Here is a 25,083-nt window from a genome sequence, read left to right as displayed (position 1 = left end):
TGGCATGCTTCCTAGGTTAACAAGAAGATCAGCACCGTTTGAATGATCAACGGAACATCGATTAACGCAATGTGCAGCGCATTCTTGATGTCACCTCGTCTAGAACTAGCGAAACCTAAACAAAAGAGATAGCATCACTTTACCGTTGTCGGATCGCGCCAGGTGGCATTAGATTCCTGCATAACCGGTGTACCAAAGTCGCCGCTGTTAGTGTGTGTCTGTGCTGGCATAACTGGTGCCGGGACGAAAGGTGTTGATATGTTGCTCGCCTCTTCAAAAGAGTCGGTGATGATAGATCCTGCCTGGACCACTCCCTCACCAATTCGGTTTACCCTAGCACCGGCTTGCTCGACGCGCGAATTAAACGAGTCAGCCGTTCTAGCCACTCCGTCGCGAACCTGATTCGATGTGTCCTGAATTCGCGATTGAATTCGATTGACACTCGACAATACTTGGTCACCATACGCGACTCCAGACCCTACGCTGTTGGATTGCAAAGCTCCCAACGAAGGACTCTCGCTAGCAGCTCCCTGCGGAACAGCATTCGATACCCCGCCAGCCCCAGGTGCCCCATTCGTGTAAGAGTTTGGGACGGTAAAGGAACCGGTCGCAGGTGGCGGAACACGACTAGCAGAATTTATCCCTAAACTCTGCGACAATCCATTCATGCCCGCGCATCCTGTCATGGACAGTACCGCACCGAGACATGCCATTCGGAATGCCGGGCGCAACAACTTGCGCAACGTCCGAAATGATACTAGTTTGAAAGAGCTTTGATAGCTTTTCATGATTGCCTGCTCCACCGTTGACTGGATACGAACTCTTTAATGGACCGAGCTTCCTCGACCATCGAATAACGAATCCGTTTCGGTGATTCAACGCTCAAATGTTAGGTTGGGTAAACTGGCAGAACCAGTTAAGAAAACTTTCCCAGAAAAAGTTGAAAACGGACTCAAGTGCGCGGGCTTTATCGAGCGGAGGCACGACAAAAGCGACCTCGTTACCGGTCTAGATGAACAATTCGGGACCGCACCTGTCGCTCGCATTACAGGACCAAGAAACCTGCCGCGATGATGGCGGTCATGGCTAATAGTACAAGATCGAACTGTTTCTGCGGTATTCGCCTTACCGTCGCCACACCAAGCCATAAGCCTACTAAAATGAACGGACACAAGATCGCGTTCAGCATTAAAGTCTCAGGTTTTATAAGCCCCAGCCCCCAGCTAAAGGGGACCTTGATCAAGTTCATCAGCAGGAAGAACCAGGCCCCCGTTCCGACCAACTCCATCTTGGGCAAACCGACGGCGAGAAAATAAATCGCAAAGACCGGCCCTGCGCCATTGGCCAACATCGTCATTGCTCCGCCAAGCATTCCCATAAACCATGCGAACCATATCGCGTGAGGGATACTTTCGGTTGCTCGCGGGTAACGGATACGAATGATTTGGAGGGTGACCAAGCCGAGAATAATAACTCCCAACAAGGGACGATAGGCTTGCCCACTCAAGAACTGCATCGCAACAGCACCAACCACAATGCCAGCCAACGTGGGCCCCAGCATCTTTCGAATATAAAACCAATTGGCATGCTTTCCGTAAACCAACATCGCTGCGGCATCACCGAAGATAAGCATCGGCAGAACAATTCCCGTCGACTCTCTCGCATCAAAAATCGACGCAAAGATCAACACGTGCACCATGCTGACGCCGGTGAGTCCACTCTTTGTGACGCCTATCCCCAAGGCAGCAATCAGCATCAAAATCCAGTGCCAAACAGAATCAGTCATGGCCGCCAACTTGTGCCAAGTTATCTAGTCGAGCTAGAAACGCCCGAAGAGACCGACCTCGATGGCTGATGGCTCTTTTGACGTTAAGTCCCAATTCGGCAAAGGTACGATGAAGCTCGCGGATTTCGAACAAAGGATCGTAACCAAAGCCACCCTCTCCGCGCGGAAAGTTTAGGATACGCCCCCAGCATTCTCCACTAACCTCGATGTGAACGGTTCCGCTCGGATCAGCTAGAGCAATCGTTGAGATATAGTACGCATCCCGATCGGCGAGGGGGATACCGGCCATTCTTTCCAGAAGCAATGCATTGTTCGTTGCATCGTTTGCGTTAGCTCCCGAATAGCGTGCAGAAAAAATACCAGGCGCCCCATCCAAAGCGACTACACACAGACCGCTATCTTCGCCGATGGACCATAGCCCGGTATGCTTCGCTTGGGCTATCGCCTTTAACTTAGCGTTCTCAAGAAAGGTTGATCCGGTTTCCTCTACGTCGATTGGGTTGGGGAGATCGCTGGGTGTCTTGAGTTTGTAGCCTCGTGGTTCGAGGGCCTGTTCTAGCTCGACTATCTTCTTCTTGTTACCCGTACCTAAAAATAGGGTTCGGTCTTTCAGCAGATCGTTTAAATCGTAGCTCATGAATGAATGCCAATTCGTTTGTAGACTCCTTGGCACGAATTAGGCCGTTTTACTTCCGATCAGAATTTAACCTTCTGATGGTCGGCGAATCGGCAGGATCGGCTTTCAGAGTCTGCGTTGAAGCATGACCTTTCCGCGTCGAAATCGAGTCCCCCAGCCCTGTTTGCCCGGACTGCCGACTAACGCCTGCTTGTTCACGGGCGTCTACCTCTTTACGGGTAGGTGCAGCAGCGTTTTCGGAGAGACCTTGAGTCGAAGGCAGTAATCCATTGCTTGGACCACTCGCCGCGGTGGCTACACTATAGCTGCTTTGTCCCGATTTTGGAGGGTCATTCCGAGATATGTCATTCACCCCATTATTGGCACGAGCAGCTGCGATTTTCGCAGCTTGGAGGAACTGTTCTTTGGTGGGCTGACTGACGTTGAGCTGCGCAATTAGGTTCTGAAGGCCAGAGGGGTTGAACATCGCCGCTTGCGAAATCTGCTCCACAAAAGCAACGGATTCTACGAAGTTACTATCGGCCGTCTTGCTAACCAATGGGCTGAGCGTCCGAACGACAAGATCTGCCCCGAGATTGTCGACCTTGAGAAATACATCCATCCAAACGGTTAGACGGCGAAGACCGCCAACCTCTTTTGCCGGAGCTTGGTGGAGGACGATGATGCTGCGACCGGTCAATTGCTTTGGCCACATCGGCCCGCTATAGTCCCCCTCGACAAAGTAAACGTGGGTCGAGTCATTTCCATAAATGAGGTCGAGCTTACACGTTGTTCCGGCACCATCGTTCCCCGCATGTTGGTACTGCGCCGTTCGGTCCAAGCTGACTCGAGTAATCCCCATCGAGTCCCAAATCGAAACCAACACCTCAGGGTTTCTCGCAAGACAGATAAGTAGTTCGGGTTCGCATTGGATCGTCTGGGCTGGCATTCGGCGAAAGTAGCTGCTACCTTCGATAACGCTTGTAAGCTTGGAGTTCGCCTGAGGTGTGAGCTGTCCGAAAGGAATGCTCTTTAGAGCTTTGTCGCGAGCGTCTCGAGTCGAGTCACCGACAGGTACCGCCTCAGCATGACGATCATGTCGAAATTGAGCTGCAACCCACGGTGTTGTCCACGTGAATGCAACCAACCCGAACAGCAAACGATTGGCAAAGCAAATTGACTTGCAGATAGCTGGCATTGCGCTTGCGTCGGTTTGGGAAGCCATGGGTATATGCTTGAACGCCCCTGCTCAAGCCAGACGAACCCACCTTTATCTTCGTCAAGACCAACAACCAAACACCAATCGAAGTGAGAATTTTGCAAACCGAGCGGTCAGCCAATTCCTCACCTTAGTTACCACCAGCGGTTTTGATAGCGTACAAGCTCTTCTCCCCTCGAATTAATAGCATATTCCCGCTGATAGCAGGCGTTGCCATTACCGACTCGTCGATGTGATTTTGTGCGACAATGGTCCCTTCGTTGTCGAACGCGACCACAAAAGTTGCTCCTTCCTCGCTCGTGCAAAACATGTACTGATCGTTGGCGATAATGGACGCAGTGAAGGCGGTTGCTTTCTCGCCACGCAACCGCTGCCTGTACAATCGTTCACCCGAGTCGAGTTGAAAACAACTCACAATGCCGCTATTGTCTAAGATGTAGAGCCGGTCTTTGCGGATCAGAGGAGTCGGCATGTAGGGACCACCTCGCATGGTTGCCCAGTAGAATGGGGCCTGCGGCTCCTTTTCTTTCGGCAGCTGGAGCAAGCCTTTCGCTTGATGAGATAACGTAACGATGGGAGTAACGGGTCGGTAGCCGCTGGTCAGCAGAATCAAATCGCGAGTTACTTGAGGCGTGGGCACGACAATCTCGGAAAAGCCTCCCAGGGTCCAGAGCTCCTCACCTGTACGCGCGTTGTATCCAGCACTAGCCTTAGTCCCTGCGACCACGACAATCGGAGTGCCATCTTCGGATACGAACGCCACGGGACTGCTCCAAGTCGGAATGTCGTCTCGATTCGTTCGCCACCGTTCCTCACCCGTCTTCAGATCGAAAGCGGCAATGAAAGCGCCGTCTTGGTGATCGCATTGCAGAATCACGTTGGATTCAAAGATACAGGGCGAGCTACCAAATCCCCATTGGTAGCTTTTGTCATAGAACCATCCAGAATCAAGCTTCCCCAGATCCTTGGTCCACAACAACTCACCGGTCTTCACATCCAGACAATAGATACCAGCACCGGCAAAGGACGCGACCACCACTTGTCCGTCGGTGGCTGGCGTTGGGTTGGCATGGCTCGCCTTGAGGTGACGCTTCACCTTGGGAACTTCACGAGCACATTCACGTTGCCAAACCACTCGGCCTGTATCGCGATCCAAGCAGATCACTTGGTAGCTGCAAACTCCATCTCCCTTTACCGAGTCGACGTCGCCATAAGCTCCCGTTCGAAATCCAGCCGTATCTCCTTCCTGATCGGCGGTGGTAACGATAACGTGGTTGTCCCAGCAGATCGGAGAGGAGGTTGCGAGCCCAGGAATAGGAACTTTCCATGCGATATTCTTGTTCTCCGCGACGCTCCACTCCGTGGGGAGCTCGGCGTTCTCGGAAACTCCTCGCGACAAAACTCCACGAAAGGCAGGCCAATTGGAGTCCTGTAAAGGAAAATCGGGCGTCAAGGTTAAGCGAGCCTTGAGCGATTCGTTTTCGGCTGGCGTTATCTCGGATCGAACAGGGGTGTTGTTCGGCTCTTCTGATTTTTCAGTGAGCGCCTTTGCTTCATCGTCCAGGAATAGTTCGATCCTTTGGGCAAGAGCCTCGTTCTTTAGCCGCTTGGCGGCACGATATGCATTAGCCAGCCCCTTTGGAGTCGCCTTGCGTACTTCCAAAAACGGAGCGATCAACTCCACACTTTTTGTCCCCACCGCACTCGCTAACGCGGTATCAAAACCTTCGAGGTCCTTTTGCACGAGCAGTTCCACGATCTTCGCGTTCTTACGCATGATGGCCCAACTGATGGGTGTGAAACCGTAGAAGGAATCCTTGACATTAGGATTGGCCCCAGCCTCTAGCAATAGCTCGACAATCTGTTCATGCCCGTGATCGCATGCCAGTGCCAAGGCTGTGACGCCATACCGACTCGGTTCGTTGACATCGACTCGCTCCTCGATGCACGCTCGGACTTCGTTTAGGTTCCCGTCGACCGTGGCGGATCGTAAAGTTTCCGAGGTCCGATCTTGAAAAATCGTCGCTGTGCAGGGCGTGGCACTTGTGAGGAGCACGAGGACGGCCAATGCGAAAGAGAGAGTTATAGGAGGAGCAAAACGCAGCACAGTAGTTACCCGATAGAATTCAGACTGGAATGCCGTTATCGCGAGAGGAGCGATACTTTTCGACAGCAAACTACCATTGTACGGTCAACAGGTCTCTCCGGTGAGACGCCCCCAGCCGTTTCTGGCTCACAAAAACGACACTTCTCGCTATCGCCACCGTAAATGGTTCCTCACCCTCCCAGCGAAGCGACCGGGAGGGTCGGCAATCGAGCCTGAAGCGAGATTGCCGGGGAGGGCAGGACGCCGTCAATCAGCCCGATGCGTCGCACCCCTCCCCAGCTACGCTTTCGCGGGCTGCCCCTCCCCAAACGGCGTTTGTGGAGGGTGAAGTCGGTGGACATCCAAGGGAATTGTTCACAAAAACCGTCTTTTCCCACAACAAGCAAAGTGATAAAAGGAACCGAAGATGTACGTGCGACGGCCCACAGTAGCCTGTACGGAAATGGCTTTAGCGAGCTTTCGAAATCGATGACGGAGGATTACGGTCATGTCGAGATATTTAGTGCTAGCAGCGACTTTTCTTATTTCTCAAGCTGTGCTCCAGGCTAATGCCCCGGAACTACATGGAGCGGAAACGTTGCCGGCGGAGATCAAGGCTGGTGAACATCGCCTAGTCCTGAACGGTTCCGGTGCACGTACCAAAGCGTTCATGGAACTCTATACCGCCGGCCTCTATTTGACGAAGACCAGCAACCAAGCCGGCGCGATCATCGCAGCCGATGAGCCCATGGCGATTCGCATCAAGATTACTTCGGGTTGGGTCAGCCAGAGCAATCTGCTCGACTCACTCGAGGACGGATTCAAGAACGCTACTGGTGGCAACTCTCGCGAGATTCGCCGAGAGATTGATCAGTTTCGAGAATGCTTTAAGGACGAAATCTCCAAGGGAGATGTCTTTGACATTCTCTATCTCCCCAATCAAGGAGTCGTGGTCAGCAAGAATGGAAAGTTCAAAGGGAATATTAATGGACCCAAATTTAAACAAGCACTGTTTGGTATTTGGCTCTCGGACAAACCCGCTGACAGTTCCCTCAAGCAAGCGCTCCTGACTCCTAAGCAAATCCGATAATCTACAAAGATCGGTCCGGGTGGCACGCTCTGAGGAACGAAGGGCGTGCTAGTGTTCCTCTTTCGGAAAGAAACGTGCTACAGTCGTTTCTCGTGGCGGTCTTGTGCACAGCGATACGACTAACAAGGTGACGGATGAGAGGGCGAAAAGGATGGTGACGGGCATCATACCGTATATCAAAAGCTCTTCTTGACCTGGAGCTTTTGGGGCGATAACGTCTCGCCAAAACAGGATCAACCACCCCACCGCAGCAACCACGACCGCGCTGATGGCACCGAACTTGGTTGCTCGCTTCCAAAACACAGCGGCTAGTACTAAGGGGAATAGAGCCGCAAAACCCGTGAAACACCATACTCCCAAATCGAAAACTTGGGCGGTATCTTTGAGCCACATCGCTAGGCCATACGAAACGGCAACGACCAGCAATATAAAAATCCGACCGATAAGGATCTGTTGATGGTCGGTGAACTCTCGTTTGCTGACCCTCAGCACAACATCCGTTGTAAACATGGTACCTAGACAAACGAACTGCGAGTCCAGACTGGACATAATCGCTGCCAGAACTCCAGCGGCCACAATGCCTGACAGAATCGGTGACTGAACCAATTCATTTATCATCCGTCCCAAAACCATATTGGGATTCTGATTGGGGCCAAGTGGACCGAGATATCCCGCAGCCCAAGTTCCCACTAAAATGCACGGTAACCACACAATCAGAATGAATACTGGATGAGCCACGATGACCAATCGAAAACTCTTGGCATCCCTTGCGGTAAGCCAATGCTGGAATATGTGAGGAAACATCCCTACCGATAATGGAATCAGGCAATAGGTAAGAAACTGCAAATGGCCTATTGAGCCCTCCCTTACCAATCGCGAACGAGCAAACTCACTTTCACTCACCAGTCGCCCTGCCTCGACCAATCCGCCGAGCCGCTGGCTGATCAAGTAAAACGCCACGACTCCGCTGCACATAAAGACAAGCGTCTGAAAGGTATTGGCCCACACAGCTCCGCGAAGTCCACCGAGGAACACATACGACAAAACAACAAGACAAATCAAAAGCCCTCCCCAGTGCGCAGGAATGCTCCCATCCAACGGATGCGGCTGTAATGTGCCATCAGCGAGCAAGATCTCCGGCATAGGAAACCACGCTGGACTTAAGCCTGCCGTTGCTCCTTGCAAAAACTTACTTGCAGAAATGATGCCCACCAGGATGTAAGGAATGACCAGGAGAACCAGAATAGGAAATAGGACATAAGCCAAAGCAGGTGACTCAAATCGCTCGCGAAAATACTCCGCCTGCGTCATAAATCCATGCCGTTTACCAATAGCCCATAAACGAATGCCGACCAGAAAAAACACGACGCAATGCATCAACCCAGACCATGAAGCCATCAGTCCATAGACCCCGATTCCGCTCGAATACGCCTTGCCCGTCGACCCAACCAAGGCGAACCCTGTCATGGTCGTTCCGAACAATGACATCAATAAAAGAAATGGTCCAACGGTTCGACTTACGACAAAGAAATCCGACTTTGTTCCCTTGGAAAAAAATCGACTGACCGTTCCTAGGAATAACAGCAGTATCAAATAGCCGATGATGATCAGAAAGGTGCTTTGTTCCATTGCGGTTCGTTAGGTTCGCGGAGAGTCAGAGTTGTCTGCTTCTTCGGCCCATCGTTCCACCTCTGATGGCCAAGCGTACCGGATCGCCAAAACCCAAAACACAGACGCGGCTATGGAGAAACCAGCATGCCATGCCAGACCAATCGGCAGAATTCCCAGCACCATGGTTGAGTCATTCCACCACCAAAAATCGTGATGGAGAACGAATAGGACGACAAATAAAATCCAAACCCCGTTTCTCATCATTTACGTCCTGTCACATGCACCCTGCTAAAAACCTTTTCAAAACGAATAATCCCCCCAGCCACCACAAACGATCACCCGAGTTATTCTAGCAGATCGAGAAACTCCCTTGCACCGCAGGTTGATCTCGAGGATGCTTTCCCTATCCATAACTTGCTCGCTCAAGAAGTGGGATAAGATGACCTAAACCTCGTTTGTTGGCGGCGACGCCTGGCTAACCGTAATTCCAGACTCAAGAGCCATATCGATCGTGACCCATTGCCGTACAGAGACATTGCGAGAGCTGGTGGAATCTTCTCTGGCCGATCCGGGGAATCTCGAGTTGGCCAACAGAATTCAACAAAACTATGAATCGTCGATAGCACCAGAAAGCACGACTCGCTGCGATTTGAATGATGAAAAGTTTCTGTATTCGCATTGGTACTCTCTGGTCGTTGATCGATTAGCAAGCGAACTCAAAGGAGCCCTCCCAAACGAACGAAGGCTTCAGATACTAGAAGCCCTATCGAGCTTGCATTATTTTGTTCGGGATGAGGATTTGCATTGGTGGCACGCGTTTTCACGCTCAGATGACCTTGGAACAAGAGGTCGGGAGATCGCCGAGCGTTTAGCATTGGACTCTGCTTTGCCACCCAAGGTCGTGATTCGGCCTTACGAAAAGATGAAGGACTTTCGGGCCGTCTCAACTGATTCCTGGCCTAGATCGTACATCAATTTCCCCTACCTTCGGGATCCTAATGGCAACGTGGTCTACCGGGGCATCACGTGGCTGAGTGGAGATCACATTGCCGCCGATCTTGCTAAGCCCGGCGAGGGAACCATCGATGCGATTGGAGAGGACACACCCGTCTATACCCATAGCGGTCTATACATCGACCTCTGGAGTGAAAAACATGGCCAGTTCGTGCCATCGGTTCTAGAGATCCACAAGTATGGTATGCGACTCGTTCCACTCGCAGCCTTTGTATCGCCCAAGGTGATCTATCATGCCAGGGTCTTGCGTCACCCAAATATGGACGAACAAATAAAGGAGCGTGACATAAGATTGGAACTGTCGTCAGCAATCCGCAATATGCCGGCGATAGCCTATGACTGGCAAGGACGCGATCCCATCGACGATTTTAGTAAACGCTCCCCAGCGGAGTACACTTGCTCTGCCGTGTGTGTAACTCTGCTAGAAATCGCGGGCTTCCCTCATGTGATTACTCGAACCAGGGTTGTACCTAAGGCGGCGACAAATCTCGGAAGGGTAAACCAGAAAGGCGTGAGTGAATTCAACTCCACATCAGCCCTCACCCACGGCTCCGGTTTAGTGACAGCGGGGACCATTGATAATCAACGCTTCGCGGACAACTTTGCTAGATACGCGATGGTCGGTCACAGTTCCGTACCAGGCTCTGCGGGTCATGCTTTAGCAACTATGGAACTCAACCCAAAAAAGTTTCCTATCAGTTTTAGCAAGTATGTCGTGGAGATCCATGCGGGGAGAACCAGGCTTATTGGCGGCATGCTCCAAAAAGCCGCCGGTTTCGCGACCGGCACCTTCCCGGAGAGTGGTAGCCCCGAGCTCATTAGTTACTGGCTAATTTCTAATGAGCTGCTTCGCGAATCCTCTCAGCAGTTCCGAAACTCAAGCCTTTTACGTACCGCAGAGGCTCAAGAAAAACCTCTGATCGCAAGCGATTGGCTCCGGCGATCAGAGGTTACCGACTTGGTCCGAAAACTCAACACGGCCTGTGGAATCCTGACGTGGTACAGTTAACCCGAGACTACTATTTCTTCATCTCTTTCAACATTTCCTTGATCTCGCGAACATCTTTCCTCAGTTCCTCGAGTTCCTTCTTGAGATCTTGAGTCGATGACATGGTAGCTTGTCCTGTCACGGTGACTTGACCGGGAACGCCCAGGTCGGAGAAAACCCAGCCAGATTGCGGTGCACGTAACATCTGCACGCGTTCAACAATCCTATCGGTTTCCTTGATTTCGGATGGATTGACCTCGATATCCAAGGAATCATCGCCTCGCTTCACCACGAGCGCGATCGGCTTGCCATCCTTACCTGCTACCTGAATGGTCTTGGTAAGCTGATCAACGGAACTCAGTTCCTCACCATTGATCTTGATCAAAACATCACCTTCTTTGATTCCTGCTTCGCTTGCAGGAGATTCAGGAAAGACGGCTTCAACGACGACACCAGGCTGAATGTCCTCATCCTCCGAAGACGTTACGGATGTCTGTACACCGATCCGAAATTTCTGGTCTCCCATGACTCGCATCACCCGAGTCATCATCTCGCCGTTATCTTTCAATGCCTCTCCTGCCAACTGAATCGTCATGGCCGTCGCCTTGTCCTTTATCGCATCCGCCTTGATGCGCATCTCTTTGGCCTGCACTTTGAACTGCCCCGCATTCTCAGCAAGCTCAGCCAAAATCTTTTCCTGTACTTCCTTGGCGACGCCAGATTTCTCGAGCGCCTCGCGAACCTTCTTTTCTACGTCCTTCAAGTCATCGCCAGCTGCCTGAAAAACAAAGGTCGAAGATTTCGTTACCTTAGGTTCTTCCTTTGCTTCATCTTGAGCATGGACCATAGGGGATACAGGAATCGCCATTGCCAAACTAAGTGCTGACCAACCAAGAAAATGCTTCTTCATACCTTCCACTCCTCAATAGAATCCTACTAACAATAAAGAATCAACTACCCAAAATTCTCAAACAACCTCTTACTGACCGTAGGGTCGCAAACCTACTTCTTGGATCGGAACGATAACCTTTCGCCCATCGTTAAGTTGCCCAGTCAAATAGTTTTGTTGCAAGTCGATGTCATATCCTTGACGACGTAACTGCTCTTTGGCCCTTTCGACTTCATAGGCTCGTTTGGCAAGCACGAGCGTTGGATCGACGTGATTTACATCGTAAATCGGAATCTCATAGCGATTGTTCGAGCTTCGTAAATCCGCTACGGGCAAGCTTCGCTCGTACTCATCCTGATTGAATTCCGCTTGAGCTTTAGCGCCCGACTTTTCTGTTGCATTATCAACGAGCATGGGATTGCCGTTTGAATTCCCAAGCAACGAATCTCCGTCTCCTCGCAAGACAAACCGACCAATCGTTAAGCCAACCGACAGGGCCAAACAAGCCGCCAGCACAGGACCAAACCGCCAGCCTTTTCGCGCCACGGGACGCTTGCTGATCTCCTGGTCCAAAAAAACGGAGTGTGTAGCAACGGGCATTTCTGCAGTGGAATTTTGAATCGCCTTGCCTCGCAGCGTCCGAATATCTTTCGCGAACACTTGCTCTTCCAACAAAGCGAGCGCTATGTCTCGCCACTGGTCTGGCTGGGAATCGATTTGTTGCAACAATTGACGACGCTCAGCGGCAGAGCACTCTCCGTCAATCAAAGCTTGTAATCGAATGGGATCTATCATCTCAGTCTTGAACCTATATGGGTTGTCTTCATGGAGTTAAGCAATAACGGATTGAGAACTCTACTAATCATGAAAATCTGCAAGCTTCGCTCTTAGTGCTTTCCTCGCCTTGAGCAGTCGATACTCCACAGTCTTGATGGATATACCGAGATGCTCCGCCAAATCTTGATATCCCCAACCCTCCGTGTACTTGAGAAGCAATAATTGCCGATCCTGCGGACGAAGCTGATTCATCGCACGCTGGACCGCTCGATCATTCTCTTCCTTCAGGAGCCACTCTCCAGCCGATGGGGATACCATCTCATCAGGCCCTGGCCCCGTCGCCATCACACCCTCCATCAGTCGACGTCGCCGACCAGTGACTCGGTGGTGATTAATGACTTTGCGAAGCGCTATGCGATACAACCAAGGTGCAACTTTATCCGGGTCCACAGGCCGACTCCGCTGCGAGATGGCGGCCAAAGCCACCTCTTGCAACACGTCTTCGGCCGCTTGCCGATCCGCTAAGCGTGAGCTAATGACAGTCTCAAGCCACCGACGGTGACTATCCAACGCCTTAGCCCAATCGATCGACATTACGCTCTCTTCCTTGGAATAACTCAAAGCCAATTCGCTCATGATGCAACTAAAGTCGCGTGACATTCCCTGCCCCCTGAGCATAAGAGGACGGAAATTTTAAAAAGAGGATCCGATCTGAGCCCCCCATAACACTACGGCGGCGAGTGGCGAAAGTTTTCGGGGATATTGAGCGACCCGCAACTGAGATCTCAGAATTCACTGCTTGTTATCCCTTCGTCGCGTGAGCTTTGGTCGCATCTCGAGTTCGGCTTCGCCGCCGAAAAGAAGAGCGTAGGAAGGGGGCGATCGAACTGCTACCGACATTCGGTTCCTACGGAACAAAGAGCAAGCCGAAGGAAATAGTGGCAGGAGTACTTGTCCGGGTACCACGCTCTGAGGACCAAAGGGTGTACTACCCACCGCACTTCGCGTAACAGCAAGAGAAGCCGAATTTGGCAATGACCACCGCGAACGAACGCTAGAACGGTGAGGTTTCGCGGGTGGCACAGAATGAACGGACTGCTGGTAACTCCGCTGCAAGCATTCTCGCAAGACGCTGCATGGCAAAAAACTCACTCGCGTGGTGCCCGATTTGAATCAAACAAATCCCTTTGGCCTCCGCCTCTAGACACTGATGATAGGTGGCCTCGCCAGTCAAGAAGCCATCACATCCCTGCTTAACAGCCCGGTCCAAACAGCTTCCACCGCTACCACAAACAATCCCTATCCGCCGGACGAGCTGACCAGCCGAGTGGGTGTGACGGAACGTGATGCCATCGATTCGTTCTTCAAGCAAATTCCGAAGCTCCTGCACACTGCTTACACTAGACAGTTCGCCAAAACGCCCCGATCCCAAGGAACTCCCATGAGGGGGAGATGCTGGAACCAACGGTGCGACTGCACTTAGTCCGAGCAAGTCCGCCAACTGCTGATTGATGCCTCGTTCCGCATTGTCCCAAGCCGTGTGGGCACAATAGATGGCAATTCGATTCTCCGCCGCTTTGAGCAAAACGGAACCAGTCGGAGTTTGTGTTGTTATACTGCTCACAGGCTTGAACGGAATGGGATGATGCGGAATGACCAAATCGACTTGCTCCTCAATCGCTTCCGCCAACACGCTTTCCGTCAGCGTTAAACAAGTCATCAAGGTTCGAATTTGCCGAGTTGGATCACCCAAAAGCAAACCAACGTTATCCCATGATTCCGCTAAACCCAGCGGTGCAATCGATTGATACGCTTCCATTACATCGGCCAGCGACGTCATGATACAACCTCCCGAGTGAGCATTTCATCGAGCAAGCTAGCTCCCGAATCCGATGCAACCAACGTGTAGGGTGCGTTCTTGCTGTAGCCGCGAGCGAACTCTTCGGCAGTCATACTCTTCTTACCCGCAACCTGAAGCGTTTTCAAAAGAAATACGCCATCTTTACAAACAACTCCTAGCACCGATGGTATTTGTGCGTCACTTAAATCGACAGTCGTCAATTGATCTTGGAGCAACAAACCCCCGAGCGGTAAGGAATCGACATTGCATACGACCGGAACTCCCTCGTGAAGAATCACTCGAATACGATTGCCTGTTACCGATTCGAACTCTCCATAGCAGCCAGGCCACGGTTGCAGTCCGCGGAGCTGTCGATCAAGCAAACGTACTGGGTAGTCGCAACGTATCTGTCCATCGGATTTCTTGAGTCGCGGAGCTTTGGTCGTTTTCGATTTGTCTTGTAGCGAACCCGTTTTGCCATCGGACTGTTCTAATAACAGAAGACTACGCCTGATAGTGTCCACTCCCAACTGGCTTAAGCGTTGCTCGAGCTCCCCTGCATTCTCATGCGTGCCAATCTCCGTTGCATCCTGCTGGATCACAGGCCCCGCATCTAGCCCCGGAGTCATGTGAATCACCGTCACACCAGCTTGCCTGTCACCACTCAGAATAGACCATTGAACGGGAGCCGCACCGCGATGCCTGGGCAACAATGACCCATGCAGATTGATCCCGCCCCATTTCGCTGTCCCCAAAGCCGCGTTAGAAAGAATCTGCCCGTAATCGCACACGACCAACAGATCGGCTTGGAATTGTTGAACGAAAGCAATGGCTTCCTCGCTATTGATAGAATCCGGGGATTCATGCTTCAAACCGTTCGCCAGTGCCCACAATCGAACTGGGCTCGGAGGAGGTCCCTTTTTGGCGTTCGTTATGACTTCGGGACGCGTTATGACGCAGCAGATTTCATGCCCGTCCGCTCTTAACGCTTCGAACGATGGGACCGCGAATGGCCCCGTCCCCATTAATACCAATCGCATCCGTACTCATCCTCACAGCCAAAGAGAAAACACGTTCCTGTACCAATGCAGTCAGGAACGAGAAAGCGAAACAAAAATGCTCTGCACTCCTTCGCATTCCAGGTCTAGATCTTTGCCCCAGCTCCCTTGGTAAATGCCATAAACGCGGATTCGAGATTGATTTCCTCTTCCCCGAACTTCTTCAAGCCTATCCCCTGGGTGATCAATGAGGTGGCGATTGGCGAGTAGTCCTCGATGCCAACCTTGAGAATGACCCTGAGCACGCCACTCTCGTCTGAAACCGAGTCAACCAAATCCATCCCCTCAATCGATTTTGCAGCCGCTTCTAACTGCCCCGCGATGGCTGGCTCGATCAACAATACCGTGCTAGGCCGAACTTTTTTTATGATGGACTGAACATCATCGTTGGCGATCAATACTCCCGAGTCAATGATTCCCACTTTGTTACAAACATCAGCCAATTCAGGCAGGATGTGACTACTTACAATAATGGTCTTGCCCATCGCTCCCAGTCGACGCATCAAGGCTCGCATCTCAATTCTTGCACGTGGGTCTAGGCCGCTCAAGGGTTCGTCCAGCAAAAGCACCGCTGGATCGTGTAGCAATACCCTGGCCAAGCCTAATCGCTGCGTTTGCCCGCGTGATAGTGTATTCGCGTAAGCATCACGCTTGAACTCCAAGTCAACGATCTCCAGCATCTCGTCGCAACGTTTTCGTCGTGCCCTCGCGTCAATGCGATAAGCTGCGGCGAAGAACTCGAGATATTCGATCACGGTCATGTCGTCATAGACACCGAAGAAGTCGGGCATATAACCCACTAACCGTCGGATCTCTTTAGGGTGCGTATAGATAGAATGGCCACACACATAGGCTTCACCAAAAGTGGGTGTTAACAACGTGGCGATGATTCGCATCGTGGTGGTCTTGCCTGCACCGTTAGGTCCAATAAAACCAAACAAATCACCTTGCCCGAGATCTAGATCGATATCTCGAATGGCGTACATGTCGTCATACTTTTTCGTCAATTGCGACGTCTTGATCACGATGAAACTCTACATTTAGCCTTAGGGTGTACTGGTTGAACTGGATGAAATTCCCGAGCTTAGCGAACCACCAGCTTTTACAACGGGCAGGATGATACGTGCGAAGCTAATTGAAAAACCAGGCTCGAGCTCGACAGCCGCTCCATTCCGAGTAATCGACCAGTCCACTTGACGATTCTCAAGTTCTCCAAAAAGAATAGCACGATCGGTTTTCAGCAAGTCGCTTTGGTCGAGCCATGCGAGGTAGCGATTCTCTTGTCCGATCGTGTACGATCCGCCGCCCGCTGCTTTGTGGAAAAACAGAATTTCCGAAATTCGTTTCAGGTCTGTAAGGTCAGCTGAATTCCAAGGTGTTCCCTGGTCTTTGCCGTCCACGCTGACTCGCCGCTGCAAACGTCTTGCGATATCTTTGGGCACATTATTGACGCTGAGTTGCAGAGAATCGCCAGCCGCGAATCGTGTCGGAAGAGAGTAAAATCGTCCCCGGTAAAACAGCATGCTTCCTATCAAGTCGTTCGGAAGCGGATTCACAACTGTCCCTGTTAACAAGTCGATTGCACCGGAGATCGCCCGCAGATCCGACTTGGAAGTTTCACCAAGAGTCGCACTCCAAGAACTCATGATCGCCTTGGTACCCGCCTCAGGTATAGCCAAGCCGTTGATTTCGATCGATTGTTCATCCGAACGAGCGATGCGATACTCGGGTAGCAGTCGGTCCGTGCCTATCGGTGAGAGGAATCCACCAATCGATTTACCTGGCATGCCAAACCATTCGATACGACTTGAGATGTTTCCTTGTAATCCAGCCACGAGACTGTCCTGTGTCGGTGCCCAACGGATGTCGTACATGCCCCGTTTCCCACCGTACAAATGGGCAAACGCTCTTCCATGGACCATACTGGTCCCGAGGTCCCAATCGACAATCTCGGTTTGATTGACAGTCGATACGGTCGGTTTCCACCTAGCTTGTAGATACACCAGCAATCCACACCCACCCAATGCGGCGAGAATCAGCGTCAGCCACGTTCCCCTGGGTGATCGCCATTTCTTGACAACGAGGAAATAATCGAGAGGCCCAATCAGGAACAATAATGCGAAGACAAAAATCGACATCTGGGTCAAGTTGCCGATCTGCAATTTCGGAAAACGGTCTAGCGATCCATGTACTTGAACACTTAAATCCTCGGGCACATTTCCTGAGGCACTCGGCTTTGACTCCCATTGGTCACTCATCAGTAGCTTTAACAAAAGCGGCCTACCTGCCCAATCCTTGATAGAATCGCTGTCGATCTCTCCAGCAAAGAACTTGACTTTGCCTAAACCAGAAGCCCATCTGGCAATAAGCGGAAAGCGATTTCGTGCTGAGCCTTGCCCTTCCAAATCTGCGGTGATATTGCTTAGCTGGAGCACGGCGCTGCCGAGGCTTTCCAGACGAGACTCAGAGTTGAGATAAGATTCGAGCGGCCCGGGAGCACTTCTCGGCTCCACACCTTTCCAAGTTCCCGTGACCAGTTGCGCAAGGTCAGGGTTCGAAAAAAAAGCTTCTGCATTGACACCAAGCGTTAGCACACAACGCCCAGAATCGTTCTGGATCCAGTTTCGAATCGCCTTAGACTGAGTCTCGGTAAGCTCAGCAAACAGTTGGGGATTACTGGAGGAAATGATCAGCAAATCGACCCCGGCCCATCCCAAGGGATGAGAAGGCAAAAGTCCTGCCTCGGTTAGCTCGGTGGCAGTGTAGTCTGGTAGCACGGCTTTGAGGGAACGTGCAGCCACCACATCCAGGCCCATATCGGAATTACCGATACCAACAACCCACGGCTGCTCGGATGGAATCGCGGTTCCTCGTTCTGATTCCGTAAGCGACCTGGATTCTAGCAATTCACCCGACTGACCATCGAACAACCTGACCGTTATCGAACGGTTTGGTCTGCCATGTTTCGCATAAACGACGATAGTCGCCGTTTGCCCTTCGACTGGCGTCGCTATCCAGTCGGTATCGGAATAGGTCACCAAGACACCATCACCATCGACCGTCTGGATCTCAGCTCGGATCGGCGTTCCGGATTTCCCTTTGACGGAAATGCAATGCTGGGTCGTATAACCGACTCGCCACGTGCCCCCCAATCCCGACTCGATCCCCTGGATGAGTGTCTCTGTGCCTAATGAGTCTGTGTATGGCGACTCTCGAGCGGCGGTTACTGACGAATCGCCAGAGCTTGTATCATCATAGCTCGCGAAAACGGCGGCAATCCCTGTCCCGCAATTCAAAAAACAAGCACTAAAAACAAACACCATCGCATAGTAAGCGATGGTGTTTGAATGTGTCCGAACTAATTTTCTGTCCAAATTCCGAACCAATCTAATCAAGTCTCTTTACTTGGAGATTTCTGAATGCAACTCGGCTTCCTGGATCGTGAGCTTGCAACGCAAACGTCCCTTCGTCAAGGACTCTGGTGAAATCCTTGCCAGCTTTCTGGTCGGCTGGTTCTTCGTATTCGACGATCACTTTACCGTCCACAATCAGAGTTACCTTCTTGTCTTGGACGATGATCTCTTGAGTGTACCATACGCCATCCTTTGCAGCCGGTTCGAGAACATCTTTTACCGAGTATAGACTGCTGGTCCGTCGAGGATCGCTGTTGTAGGAATTGTTAACTTGGCACTCAAAGCCATACTTCGGCCAACCGGACTCTTGGAATTTGGTGTGGAAATAGATTCCCGAGTTGGAGTTATTCTCGGTTTTGACCTCGGCCTTGAAGTGAAAATTCTTGAAAGGCTTCTCGTCGCCAACATAGAACAAGTGACTGCGATCCCCTTTGCAGACGATCGTGCCATCGACAATTTCCCAGCTGGATTCGTTTTCGTTGATTTTCCAACCGTTTAGCGTCTTACCATCGAACAACGATACAAAGCCTTCGTCACTAGCTGCGACGAATGGTGCGGAAACGGGGATCACCTTTTCTGGCTTTCCGTCTGCGTTTCCGCCAGGCAGCTTACCAGCTTTGATCCGATCGCCAAAAGTCTCCTTGCCACCCTCGGGTGTGATCGCTTCGACTTTTTCGAGAATCTCCATGATCTCTTTTTCGGCCTGGTCTTTGTTTGCTTTGAGCTTCGCTTCAAACTCTTTCTTGATCAAGCCAGCCTTGAGTGATGCCTCACCGTAGGGGTTACGGATCTTTTTGTTCTCGCCTTGAATGTGGCAGAGATTGCATTTTGCCTTATCGTTGACGAGGGTTTTGAACTCCTCATTCTTGCTTTCTTCGACGTACTTTTTCTTAAACACGTCGTTGAAAGGCTTGATAGCAAAAGCCTGCGGGGTCGAGAAAGCAGCACCAATGGTAAGCAGCAAGGGGGTAAGTACGAAAGTGACAATTACTTTTCGCATACGAAAAAATTCTCCAACTGGGGAACGGATCGGTCGCGACGAAGCAATTTTCCGAGGATGAGACTTCGTCAGTCGATTTGATTAAAATAAGGGTAGGGCGGAGTGTCAAACGGTAAAGAGGATTTTGGCTGCAATCTACCGCTCTTTCAGGATTTTCACCGACTTGGCGGCTCGATCCAAGAACTCCAACTTGGGCTCACCGGGCTCCAGAAAAATGGGATCTCCGATGGTTATAGAACTCAACAGAGGAACCGGCATCACCTCGCCTCGAGGCAGAATCCGGTTCAGATTGTCCATATAAACCGGGATCAGCTCCAAATCTGGACGCTTTTTAGCCAGGTAGTACAAACCGCTCTTGAATTCTCCCATTTCGCCCGTCTGAGCACGGCTGCCTTCGGGGAAAACAATCAACGAGTAAAGATCGCCTATCTCCCGGAGCATGACCTCGACCGGGCTCTGGTGCACCTTGATCTGCTTTCGGTCAATCAAGATGGCATTAAACGACTGAGCCAAGAATCGGCGGAATTTCGAAGTCCCCCAGTAATCCTGAGCGGCGACGGGGCGAGTCAGTTGTCGCAGGTCCTTTGGTAAACAGGACCAAAGGACGACGGCATCCAAATGGCTGGTGTGGTTGGCAAAATAAACCCTCTGACGCGTCGATGGCTCTGCCCCTCGCCAACGAACGGTAAACCCACTCACTAATTTAGCTGCCAAAGCAATGGTGTGCCCCGTCAGCTTGCAAAGCGTCGAAGGCCGCTCGGTCGACGGCCCAGCAGGTAGGTTGGATCTTCTGAAAATTTTTTCGTTTGGAATCGCTGTCAAAATCTGCCAATTAATCGATTTAGGGCTTCAACTAGAGGCCGGGCTGGTGGCTGAGAGCCCAAGCACCCCCAGGCTTCTCTTCGCATCGCTCACCTTAGTATTCGCTTTTTAGACGCAACAAGCAAGTGATAAACTTAACTCATTCCCTGTCCTGAACAACTATTCCGATTGTAGCGGATATACGGAAATTATCTGCCAGAGATATCAAAACATTGTAAATAGTCCTGATCCCGGATGTAGAGCCTCCCGTTATTGATCACGGGATGGGGCCAGCTCTGACTTTCTCGGGTAGGAAGCTTGAACTGGCTCAGGAGATCGTATTTGGCAGGTTTTGCCGCGATCAACGCCATCGTTCCGTCTTCGTATCGGAAATAGAGCTTGTCATCTGCGGCCGTAATGGCTGCCGAACCAGAACCGGCCCCGCGAGTCCTGCCCCACACGTTCTCTCCGGTCTTCCACTTCACACAAGCTGGAAAACCTTGATTGTGCCCGTGCCCCATGTACACGTAATCGCCGATCATAATCATCCCGCCGTGATGGTTCTGCAACTCGGTATTCCGTTTGTAGTAGACCTCTCTGACTCCAACCTGCCGCCCTTGCTTCATAATTTCTAGCAATGCAGTTCCTCCATCGTCGTAGCCCGAGGAACAAAAAACAAAGTTATCCTTCACAATTGGGGTCGGAATGTTGGCGGTACCATTGGCGATGCGATCGTAGTTCCACAGAAGATTCCCGTTCTTTGCGTCATAGCTAACAATTCCATGCCCGATAAGCTGGATGTACTGCCGAACACCTCGTGCCTCCGATACGACGACGGATGAGTAACCCGCTCCATCGTTACCTCGGAGCTGCCCTCGGGGAGCAGGGCCCCGCCATATCACCTTGCCATTCTTTTTGTCGAGTGCCACCACCATCGCATTCGCGGCACCTGGAGTGCAAATCAGTTTGTCTCCGTCGACCAACGGGGACTCGCTAAATCCCCACACCGACTCCATCTTGCCGCCAAAGTCCTTTTGAAAGCTGGTGGACCAAACTGTAGCTCCCGTTTCGCCATTGCAACAAACCAGTATGCCATCGAACGAGACGGCATAAACGAGACCTGTGGATGGATCAATGGTGGGGGTTCCGTTTGGGGAACCCGCAGGATCGGCAAACGGTGTTGCCCAAAGGGATCTACCATCCTCTAAGTTGCGACAAACTAATCGAACCTTTCCATCGATTTCCCCGATCGAGTAAAGCTTGCCATTCGAGATGGCAACACTCGCCATTCCTCCCCCCATCCCCCGAACTTGATAAAGCAACGGTGGGCCCTGATCGCCCCAGTTGGACGACAACCCCTTCTCCTTGGAAATGCCGTTTCGATCCGGACCTCTCCATTGGAACCAATCCGCATCTTCCGGGAAGCTCGCTCGGGCCACGCTGCCTGAATGCCAATCCCCTAATAACAGGGCACTGGACAGCAGCGCTGCGCTGCCTAGCAAAACTCGATGCAACCAACGGGTGGGAGAGGTGGTTCGCTTCATTTTCGGTATCCTTGGGGAAAGCTTAACAGTTACAAGTCGATGCGTGGGCTCGATGGAATCCATCTAAAGTATATCCTGCCCACCGGATAGCTGGTGCTCCACTTCATCGGCTTGCCAAGCGATCGACGATACGAGCTTGGCCAATTCCGGAGCACTGGTCAATGAGGCAAGCACGTTGGACTTCAGGACTAGCAACTCGCCTTGCTCAAGCTTTTTCATTGCAAACGCTCCGTGGACGACGGAATCGTTGTTGCGCAAAACCGTCATTGCAGAGGCAGGGTTTATCGCACCGCATGCCGACCAAATCCCAACAACGGGGTGGCCGTGGTCATCTTTTCTATCGAGTTCGACGAAAACGCGTTGCCGACGAGATGATGCCAGCGGTACCATGATTTGCATCAGGTTCTGATCAGCATTCTGAACGGTCCAACCCAAGCTTTCTCCCAGGGATCTCAATGCTGCTTCGAGATCGATTTTTTCGGGTACCCGAGCCGCAGAAAAATCCAGCCTCGCAGTACCACCTTGAGCAGGCGAGACTTGAGCAGGCGATGCGAGAGAAGCACCCGCAGAAGCACCGGCAATCGGCAAGGGCGCGTTACTTACATTTTGCTGTGCTAATCCTGAATGGGCCTGATGCAGTAGCTGTGGGATTGCCATGCCTAGTCCGAGCCCGAGCGGACTGTTCATACCCGACTCACCAGCCGCGCGAAGGGCATTGGCAGTGCTATAAGCAGTGTATGAGTTTAAATCGCCGAGAACGGCCATGCTGGTTCGGGCATCAATGGCCTTTTGCACTTCTTCGGGAGCAGAGATGCTGCTGATAAAAAACTCGGTTAGCTCTAAACCGTGCTTGCTGAACTGATCACCAAGCTTAATCCGAGCCGCCGCGCTGATGTCATCCATCCTGGCCGGCATATCGAGCAAACCGATTCCAGAGCTCGCAATAAGATCTGTAAGACCGGCCAGAATGATATCGCGTAAGTAATTTAAAACCTCCTCGGTCGTAAACTTGCCCTGAGTCCCGACGATAGAATTTAGCAGCAGCGAACCGTCGACGATTCGATACGCAAATTTCCCGTAACCCTTTAAGCGAACTATGCCGAAATGAGGATCGCGAACGGTAATGGGAGTGCGCGTACCCCATCGCTGATCGATAAACGTCTGCTTGCCGACGAAGTAGACGCATGCCTGAAATGGGGATCGTTCGAATGGTATCGTGAGCAATTTGCCGATGATGGGCAAGTTGGCAGTGGTCAAGGTATGGCGACCTGGGCCAAAGGCATCCATGGCTCGGCCATCGCGAAAAAAGATGGCTTCTTGATTCTGCTGAACGATCAGCTGGGCTCCAAATTGGATTGCCGCTGTCCCCGACTCAGGCACTCGCGCGATGAGAGACTGATTGGTCTGATCGATGTAATCGATAACTTCTAAACGAAACACGGACGAATCCTCGTAAAGCGATAATCGGAAGCAATTGCTGGCTAGTGCTTAAGGGGAACGCGATCACTCAATCAGTCCCTATTCACCACCACAAAAAATTGCAGTAGAGCGGCTTCATTCTATCAGCATTTGCAAAAACTGCGTATGGGAGACATTGAATCGGGAGTTCAATTCGACATCGCATAAGTCAATACGTTAATGGCCAGAGCATAAGCTTTGATGGAAAACCTTTGGAAGAACTCCTCGTCGTCCCCCTCTCGCTCCCAACCGTCAGCAATATCGGTGTTGTGTGTTGCGACAGCCACCAACCTGCCCGATTCATCATTGAGGCCACGAAAATTCACCCGGGAAACATCTGCAATACCACCGTTTGGCTGTTTGTGAATCCACGGGGGATCGTAGGTCTCTCCTCCCCGCCTGTAGAGCTGCAACGCAGGTATCTGTGGACATTCCTTGAGAGGATAGACAATTGACATGATAGGATGATCCGAGGTGATGTTGAACCATTTCCAATTCGGTGCAACTTGTCGCATGTTATTTTCAAAGTTATCCCATTCGGCCTGGCCCCAAAAATCGTCTACCCACAAGAAACCACCGTTGGAGAGATAACGCTTTAACGCAGTCCTCTCCTCTTGGCTCAGCACTTGCCAGCCGGGATCGCTCATAAAGATGAACGGAAAGTCTTGCAATCTCGGGTCGGTTAATCGGATGAGCAGCGAACCTTGATTCGCCTTGATGGTTGTGAGTTGGTTAAGTCGGAGCGTCAAGTTCTTGGCTCCATCGGGATGGTCGGTTGCCCATCGCGGCCGCCACTGCCCATCGCCTGGATAGTAGGCTTCACCAGGGCCTCCTACGCTGTCGTAGATGATTCGAACGAACGTAAAGTTGTCAGGAGAAAACGTCGTCAGGTCCAAGTCTGAGGTGGGCTCGTAAAAGTCCATTCCCCCGCCACGCGGCATCCCTCCCCGGAAACTCCCACCAGGAAAACGCTGTGGGGGTTGCGCTGCTACCTGAACAATCAAGAACAAGGCAATGAGGCATCCTCGGAGGCGAACTGCAAACAAAATGTCCATGCAACACTTGAGCGATCGACTCACATATGACTTGTGAATACCACTCATAGGTTACGCTGGAGCCTTACTCTAGGAGCCTTGAATTAATTTGTTCGATACTCATGGGAGAGAAGTCAGGAGCATTTGCACTCAGCTATAAAGGTGCTTCACGCATAACTGAGACCACGTTTCGTAGCGGTCGAGTTCGGTGCGAATCTCCTCGATGGGTTTGAACCCAGCATACTCCAAGTCGATTTCGGCGGAACTAACTTTGCACGAATGCAACTGCATTATGTGGACAACCCCCAAATGCACGCGTCCCACGTCGCTCGTGTCATCGTAGATCAGTCCGACGATTTTCTGCTGGCCACCGCAGTCGATTTTCACCTCTTCTGACAGCTCTCGCTGCATTCCTGCTGTGTACCAGTCGTCACCGTCAGCGTCCTCGATCGATATGTGACCGCCGATGCCAATCGATTTCTGGGCATGCAACCGAGCTTCCCCCTGCCCCTTACCCCTCGTGTATTGAAAGATTTTGGTGGTATTGGCGTCGCTGTGCTCCAGGATAACGTAAGGAATCAGCTGCTTGTAGGAGGGGTCATCCTCCACAATGCTTCGTGGGAGGAAGGTTTGGTTGGTCCGATCCAGCAACGCATTGAGATAACGGTCGACGTTGGGCTGGAAACCGCTAAAAAAGCCGATCTGATCCAAAAGTTTGGACGGAACCACCAGAACTTCTTCGTCTTTAGCCATGAATACAAAGGACTCGGTCGAGGAGGAGGGGGGCGCTGAAAGGCTCGGATTTAGGGGACTATCCACGAAAGGCCCCCCAACCCGGGTTTCCATTCTGGGAGATTTT

22 protein-coding genes are annotated in these 25,083 nt (G+C 51.7%); 2 read left to right on the top strand and 20 right to left on the bottom strand.

The features are described 5' to 3' along the window. Positions 1-134 precede the first annotated feature (134 nt). The 5 genes from SH449x_RS19295 to SH449x_RS19275 all read right to left on the bottom strand — a co-directional run bounded on the left by SH449x_RS19295 (position 135) and on the right by SH449x_RS19275 (position 5,728). Entirely contained in the window at positions 135-788 is a 654-nt protein-coding gene (locus tag SH449x_RS19295; RefSeq protein WP_482377711.1) for a hypothetical protein, read from the bottom strand. A gap of 257 nt (positions 789-1,045) precedes the next feature. After that, the gene (locus tag SH449x_RS19290) at positions 1,046-1,786 is read right to left on the bottom strand and encodes a sulfite exporter TauE/SafE family protein (RefSeq protein WP_482377710.1); all 741 of its coding nucleotides are present in this window, start codon (positions 1,784-1,786) and stop codon (positions 1,046-1,048) included. Next, the gene (gene rdgB, locus SH449x_RS19285) at positions 1,779-2,423 is read right to left on the bottom strand and encodes an RdgB/HAM1 family non-canonical purine NTP pyrophosphatase (protein ID WP_482377709.1); all 645 of its coding nucleotides are present in this window, start codon (positions 2,421-2,423) and stop codon (positions 1,779-1,781) included. Before rdgB ends, SH449x_RS19290 begins: the two co-directional genes overlap by 8 nt. A 49-nt stretch (positions 2,424-2,472) precedes the next feature. Next, positions 2,473-3,627, bottom strand: coding sequence for a hypothetical protein (locus SH449x_RS19280; RefSeq protein WP_482377708.1), 1,155 nt, complete (start codon positions 3,625-3,627; stop codon positions 2,473-2,475). 124 nt (positions 3,628-3,751) lie between these two features. Beyond that, positions 3,752-5,728: an outer membrane protein assembly factor BamB family protein gene (locus tag SH449x_RS19275; protein ID WP_482377707.1), complete on the bottom strand. Its 1,977-nt coding sequence runs from the start codon at positions 5,726-5,728 to the stop codon at positions 3,752-3,754. 487 nt (positions 5,729-6,215) lie between these two features. Here SH449x_RS19275 and SH449x_RS19270 point away from each other — a divergent pair, with 487 nt between their 5' ends. Continuing rightward, positions 6,216-6,797 (top strand): chalcone isomerase family protein, encoded by a 582-nt coding sequence (locus SH449x_RS19270; RefSeq protein ID WP_482377706.1) that lies wholly within the window; start codon positions 6,216-6,218, stop codon positions 6,795-6,797. 48 nt (positions 6,798-6,845) lie between these two features. On the opposite strand, the gene SH449x_RS19265 is transcribed toward SH449x_RS19270, so the two are convergent. Beyond that, a complete protein-coding gene (locus tag SH449x_RS19265) occupies positions 6,846-8,426 on the bottom strand; it encodes a sodium:solute symporter family protein (protein WP_482377705.1) in 1,581 nt (526 codons plus the stop codon). A gap of 9 nt (positions 8,427-8,435) precedes the next feature. Further along, complete coding sequence (locus SH449x_RS19260) at positions 8,436-8,672, bottom strand: DUF3311 domain-containing protein (RefSeq protein ID WP_482377704.1); 237 nt, start codon at positions 8,670-8,672, stop codon at positions 8,436-8,438. Between the two features lie 247 nt (positions 8,673-8,919). On the opposite strand from SH449x_RS19260, the gene SH449x_RS19255 reads away from it, so the two are divergent. Then, on the top strand, positions 8,920-10,431 hold the full coding sequence (locus SH449x_RS19255; RefSeq protein ID WP_482377703.1) for a hypothetical protein: 1,512 nt from the start codon (positions 8,920-8,922) through the stop codon (positions 10,429-10,431). Between the two features lie 10 nt (positions 10,432-10,441). Here SH449x_RS19255 and SH449x_RS19250 read toward each other — a convergent pair whose 3' ends face one another. From SH449x_RS19250 to SH449x_RS19190, 13 genes are all read right to left on the bottom strand, one after another. Beyond that, positions 10,442-11,320 carry a PDZ domain-containing protein gene (locus SH449x_RS19250; RefSeq protein ID WP_482377702.1) on the bottom strand — a complete coding sequence of 293 codons (879 nt, stop codon included), beginning with the start codon at positions 11,318-11,320 and terminating at the stop codon, positions 10,442-10,444. 69 nt (positions 11,321-11,389) lie between these two features. Continuing rightward, complete coding sequence (locus SH449x_RS19245; protein ID WP_482377701.1) at positions 11,390-12,094, bottom strand: hypothetical protein; 705 nt, start codon at positions 12,092-12,094, stop codon at positions 11,390-11,392. Between the two features lie 63 nt (positions 12,095-12,157). Then, complete coding sequence (locus SH449x_RS19240; RefSeq protein ID WP_482377700.1) at positions 12,158-12,736, bottom strand: RNA polymerase sigma factor; 579 nt, start codon at positions 12,734-12,736, stop codon at positions 12,158-12,160. Positions 12,737-13,130: 394 nt separating this feature from the next. Beyond that, entirely contained in the window at positions 13,131-13,916 is a 786-nt protein-coding gene (locus SH449x_RS19235) for a Nif3-like dinuclear metal center hexameric protein (protein ID WP_482377699.1), read from the bottom strand. Then, positions 13,913-14,956: a methionyl-tRNA formyltransferase gene (locus SH449x_RS19230; protein ID WP_482377698.1), complete on the bottom strand. Its 1,044-nt coding sequence runs from the start codon at positions 14,954-14,956 to the stop codon at positions 13,913-13,915. The genes SH449x_RS19235 and SH449x_RS19230 overlap by 4 nt, the downstream gene beginning before the upstream one ends. A 104-nt stretch (positions 14,957-15,060) precedes the next feature. Beyond that, the gene (locus tag SH449x_RS19225; RefSeq protein WP_482377697.1) at positions 15,061-15,999 is read right to left on the bottom strand and encodes an ABC transporter ATP-binding protein; all 939 of its coding nucleotides are present in this window, start codon (positions 15,997-15,999) and stop codon (positions 15,061-15,063) included. Between the two features lie 21 nt (positions 16,000-16,020). Next, positions 16,021-18,270 carry a hypothetical protein gene (locus SH449x_RS19220; protein WP_482377696.1) on the bottom strand — a complete coding sequence of 750 codons (2,250 nt, stop codon included), beginning with the start codon at positions 18,268-18,270 and terminating at the stop codon, positions 16,021-16,023. A gap of 91 nt (positions 18,271-18,361) precedes the next feature. Next, positions 18,362-19,387 carry a 3-keto-disaccharide hydrolase gene (locus SH449x_RS19215; protein WP_482377695.1) on the bottom strand — a complete coding sequence of 342 codons (1,026 nt, stop codon included), beginning with the start codon at positions 19,385-19,387 and terminating at the stop codon, positions 18,362-18,364. Positions 19,388-19,522: 135 nt separating this feature from the next. Next, the gene (locus tag SH449x_RS19210) at positions 19,523-20,086 is read right to left on the bottom strand and encodes a lysophospholipid acyltransferase family protein (RefSeq protein WP_482377694.1); all 564 of its coding nucleotides are present in this window, start codon (positions 20,084-20,086) and stop codon (positions 19,523-19,525) included. A gap of 311 nt (positions 20,087-20,397) precedes the next feature. After that, on the bottom strand, positions 20,398-21,732 hold the full coding sequence (locus SH449x_RS19205) for a PQQ-binding-like beta-propeller repeat protein (protein WP_482377693.1): 1,335 nt from the start codon (positions 21,730-21,732) through the stop codon (positions 20,398-20,400). 63 nt (positions 21,733-21,795) lie between these two features. Further along, positions 21,796-23,172, bottom strand: a complete 1,377-nt coding sequence (locus SH449x_RS19200) for an SPFH domain-containing protein (RefSeq protein WP_482377692.1) — start codon at positions 23,170-23,172, stop codon at positions 21,796-21,798. Positions 23,173-23,339: 167 nt separating this feature from the next. Beyond that, positions 23,340-24,293 carry a DUF4159 domain-containing protein gene (locus SH449x_RS19195; protein ID WP_482377691.1) on the bottom strand — a complete coding sequence of 318 codons (954 nt, stop codon included), beginning with the start codon at positions 24,291-24,293 and terminating at the stop codon, positions 23,340-23,342. Between the two features lie 81 nt (positions 24,294-24,374). Further along, the gene (locus SH449x_RS19190) at positions 24,375-24,977 is read right to left on the bottom strand and encodes a phosphoesterase (protein WP_482377690.1); all 603 of its coding nucleotides are present in this window, start codon (positions 24,975-24,977) and stop codon (positions 24,375-24,377) included. Positions 24,978-25,083 lie beyond the last annotated feature (106 nt).

This window comes from Brakhagea baltica, from assembly GCF_052161605.1.
Taxonomy (GTDB): Bacteria; Planctomycetota; Planctomycetia; order Pirellulales; family Pirellulaceae; genus JBKCUI01.
This window is presented reverse-complemented; position numbering and strand designations above follow the sequence as displayed.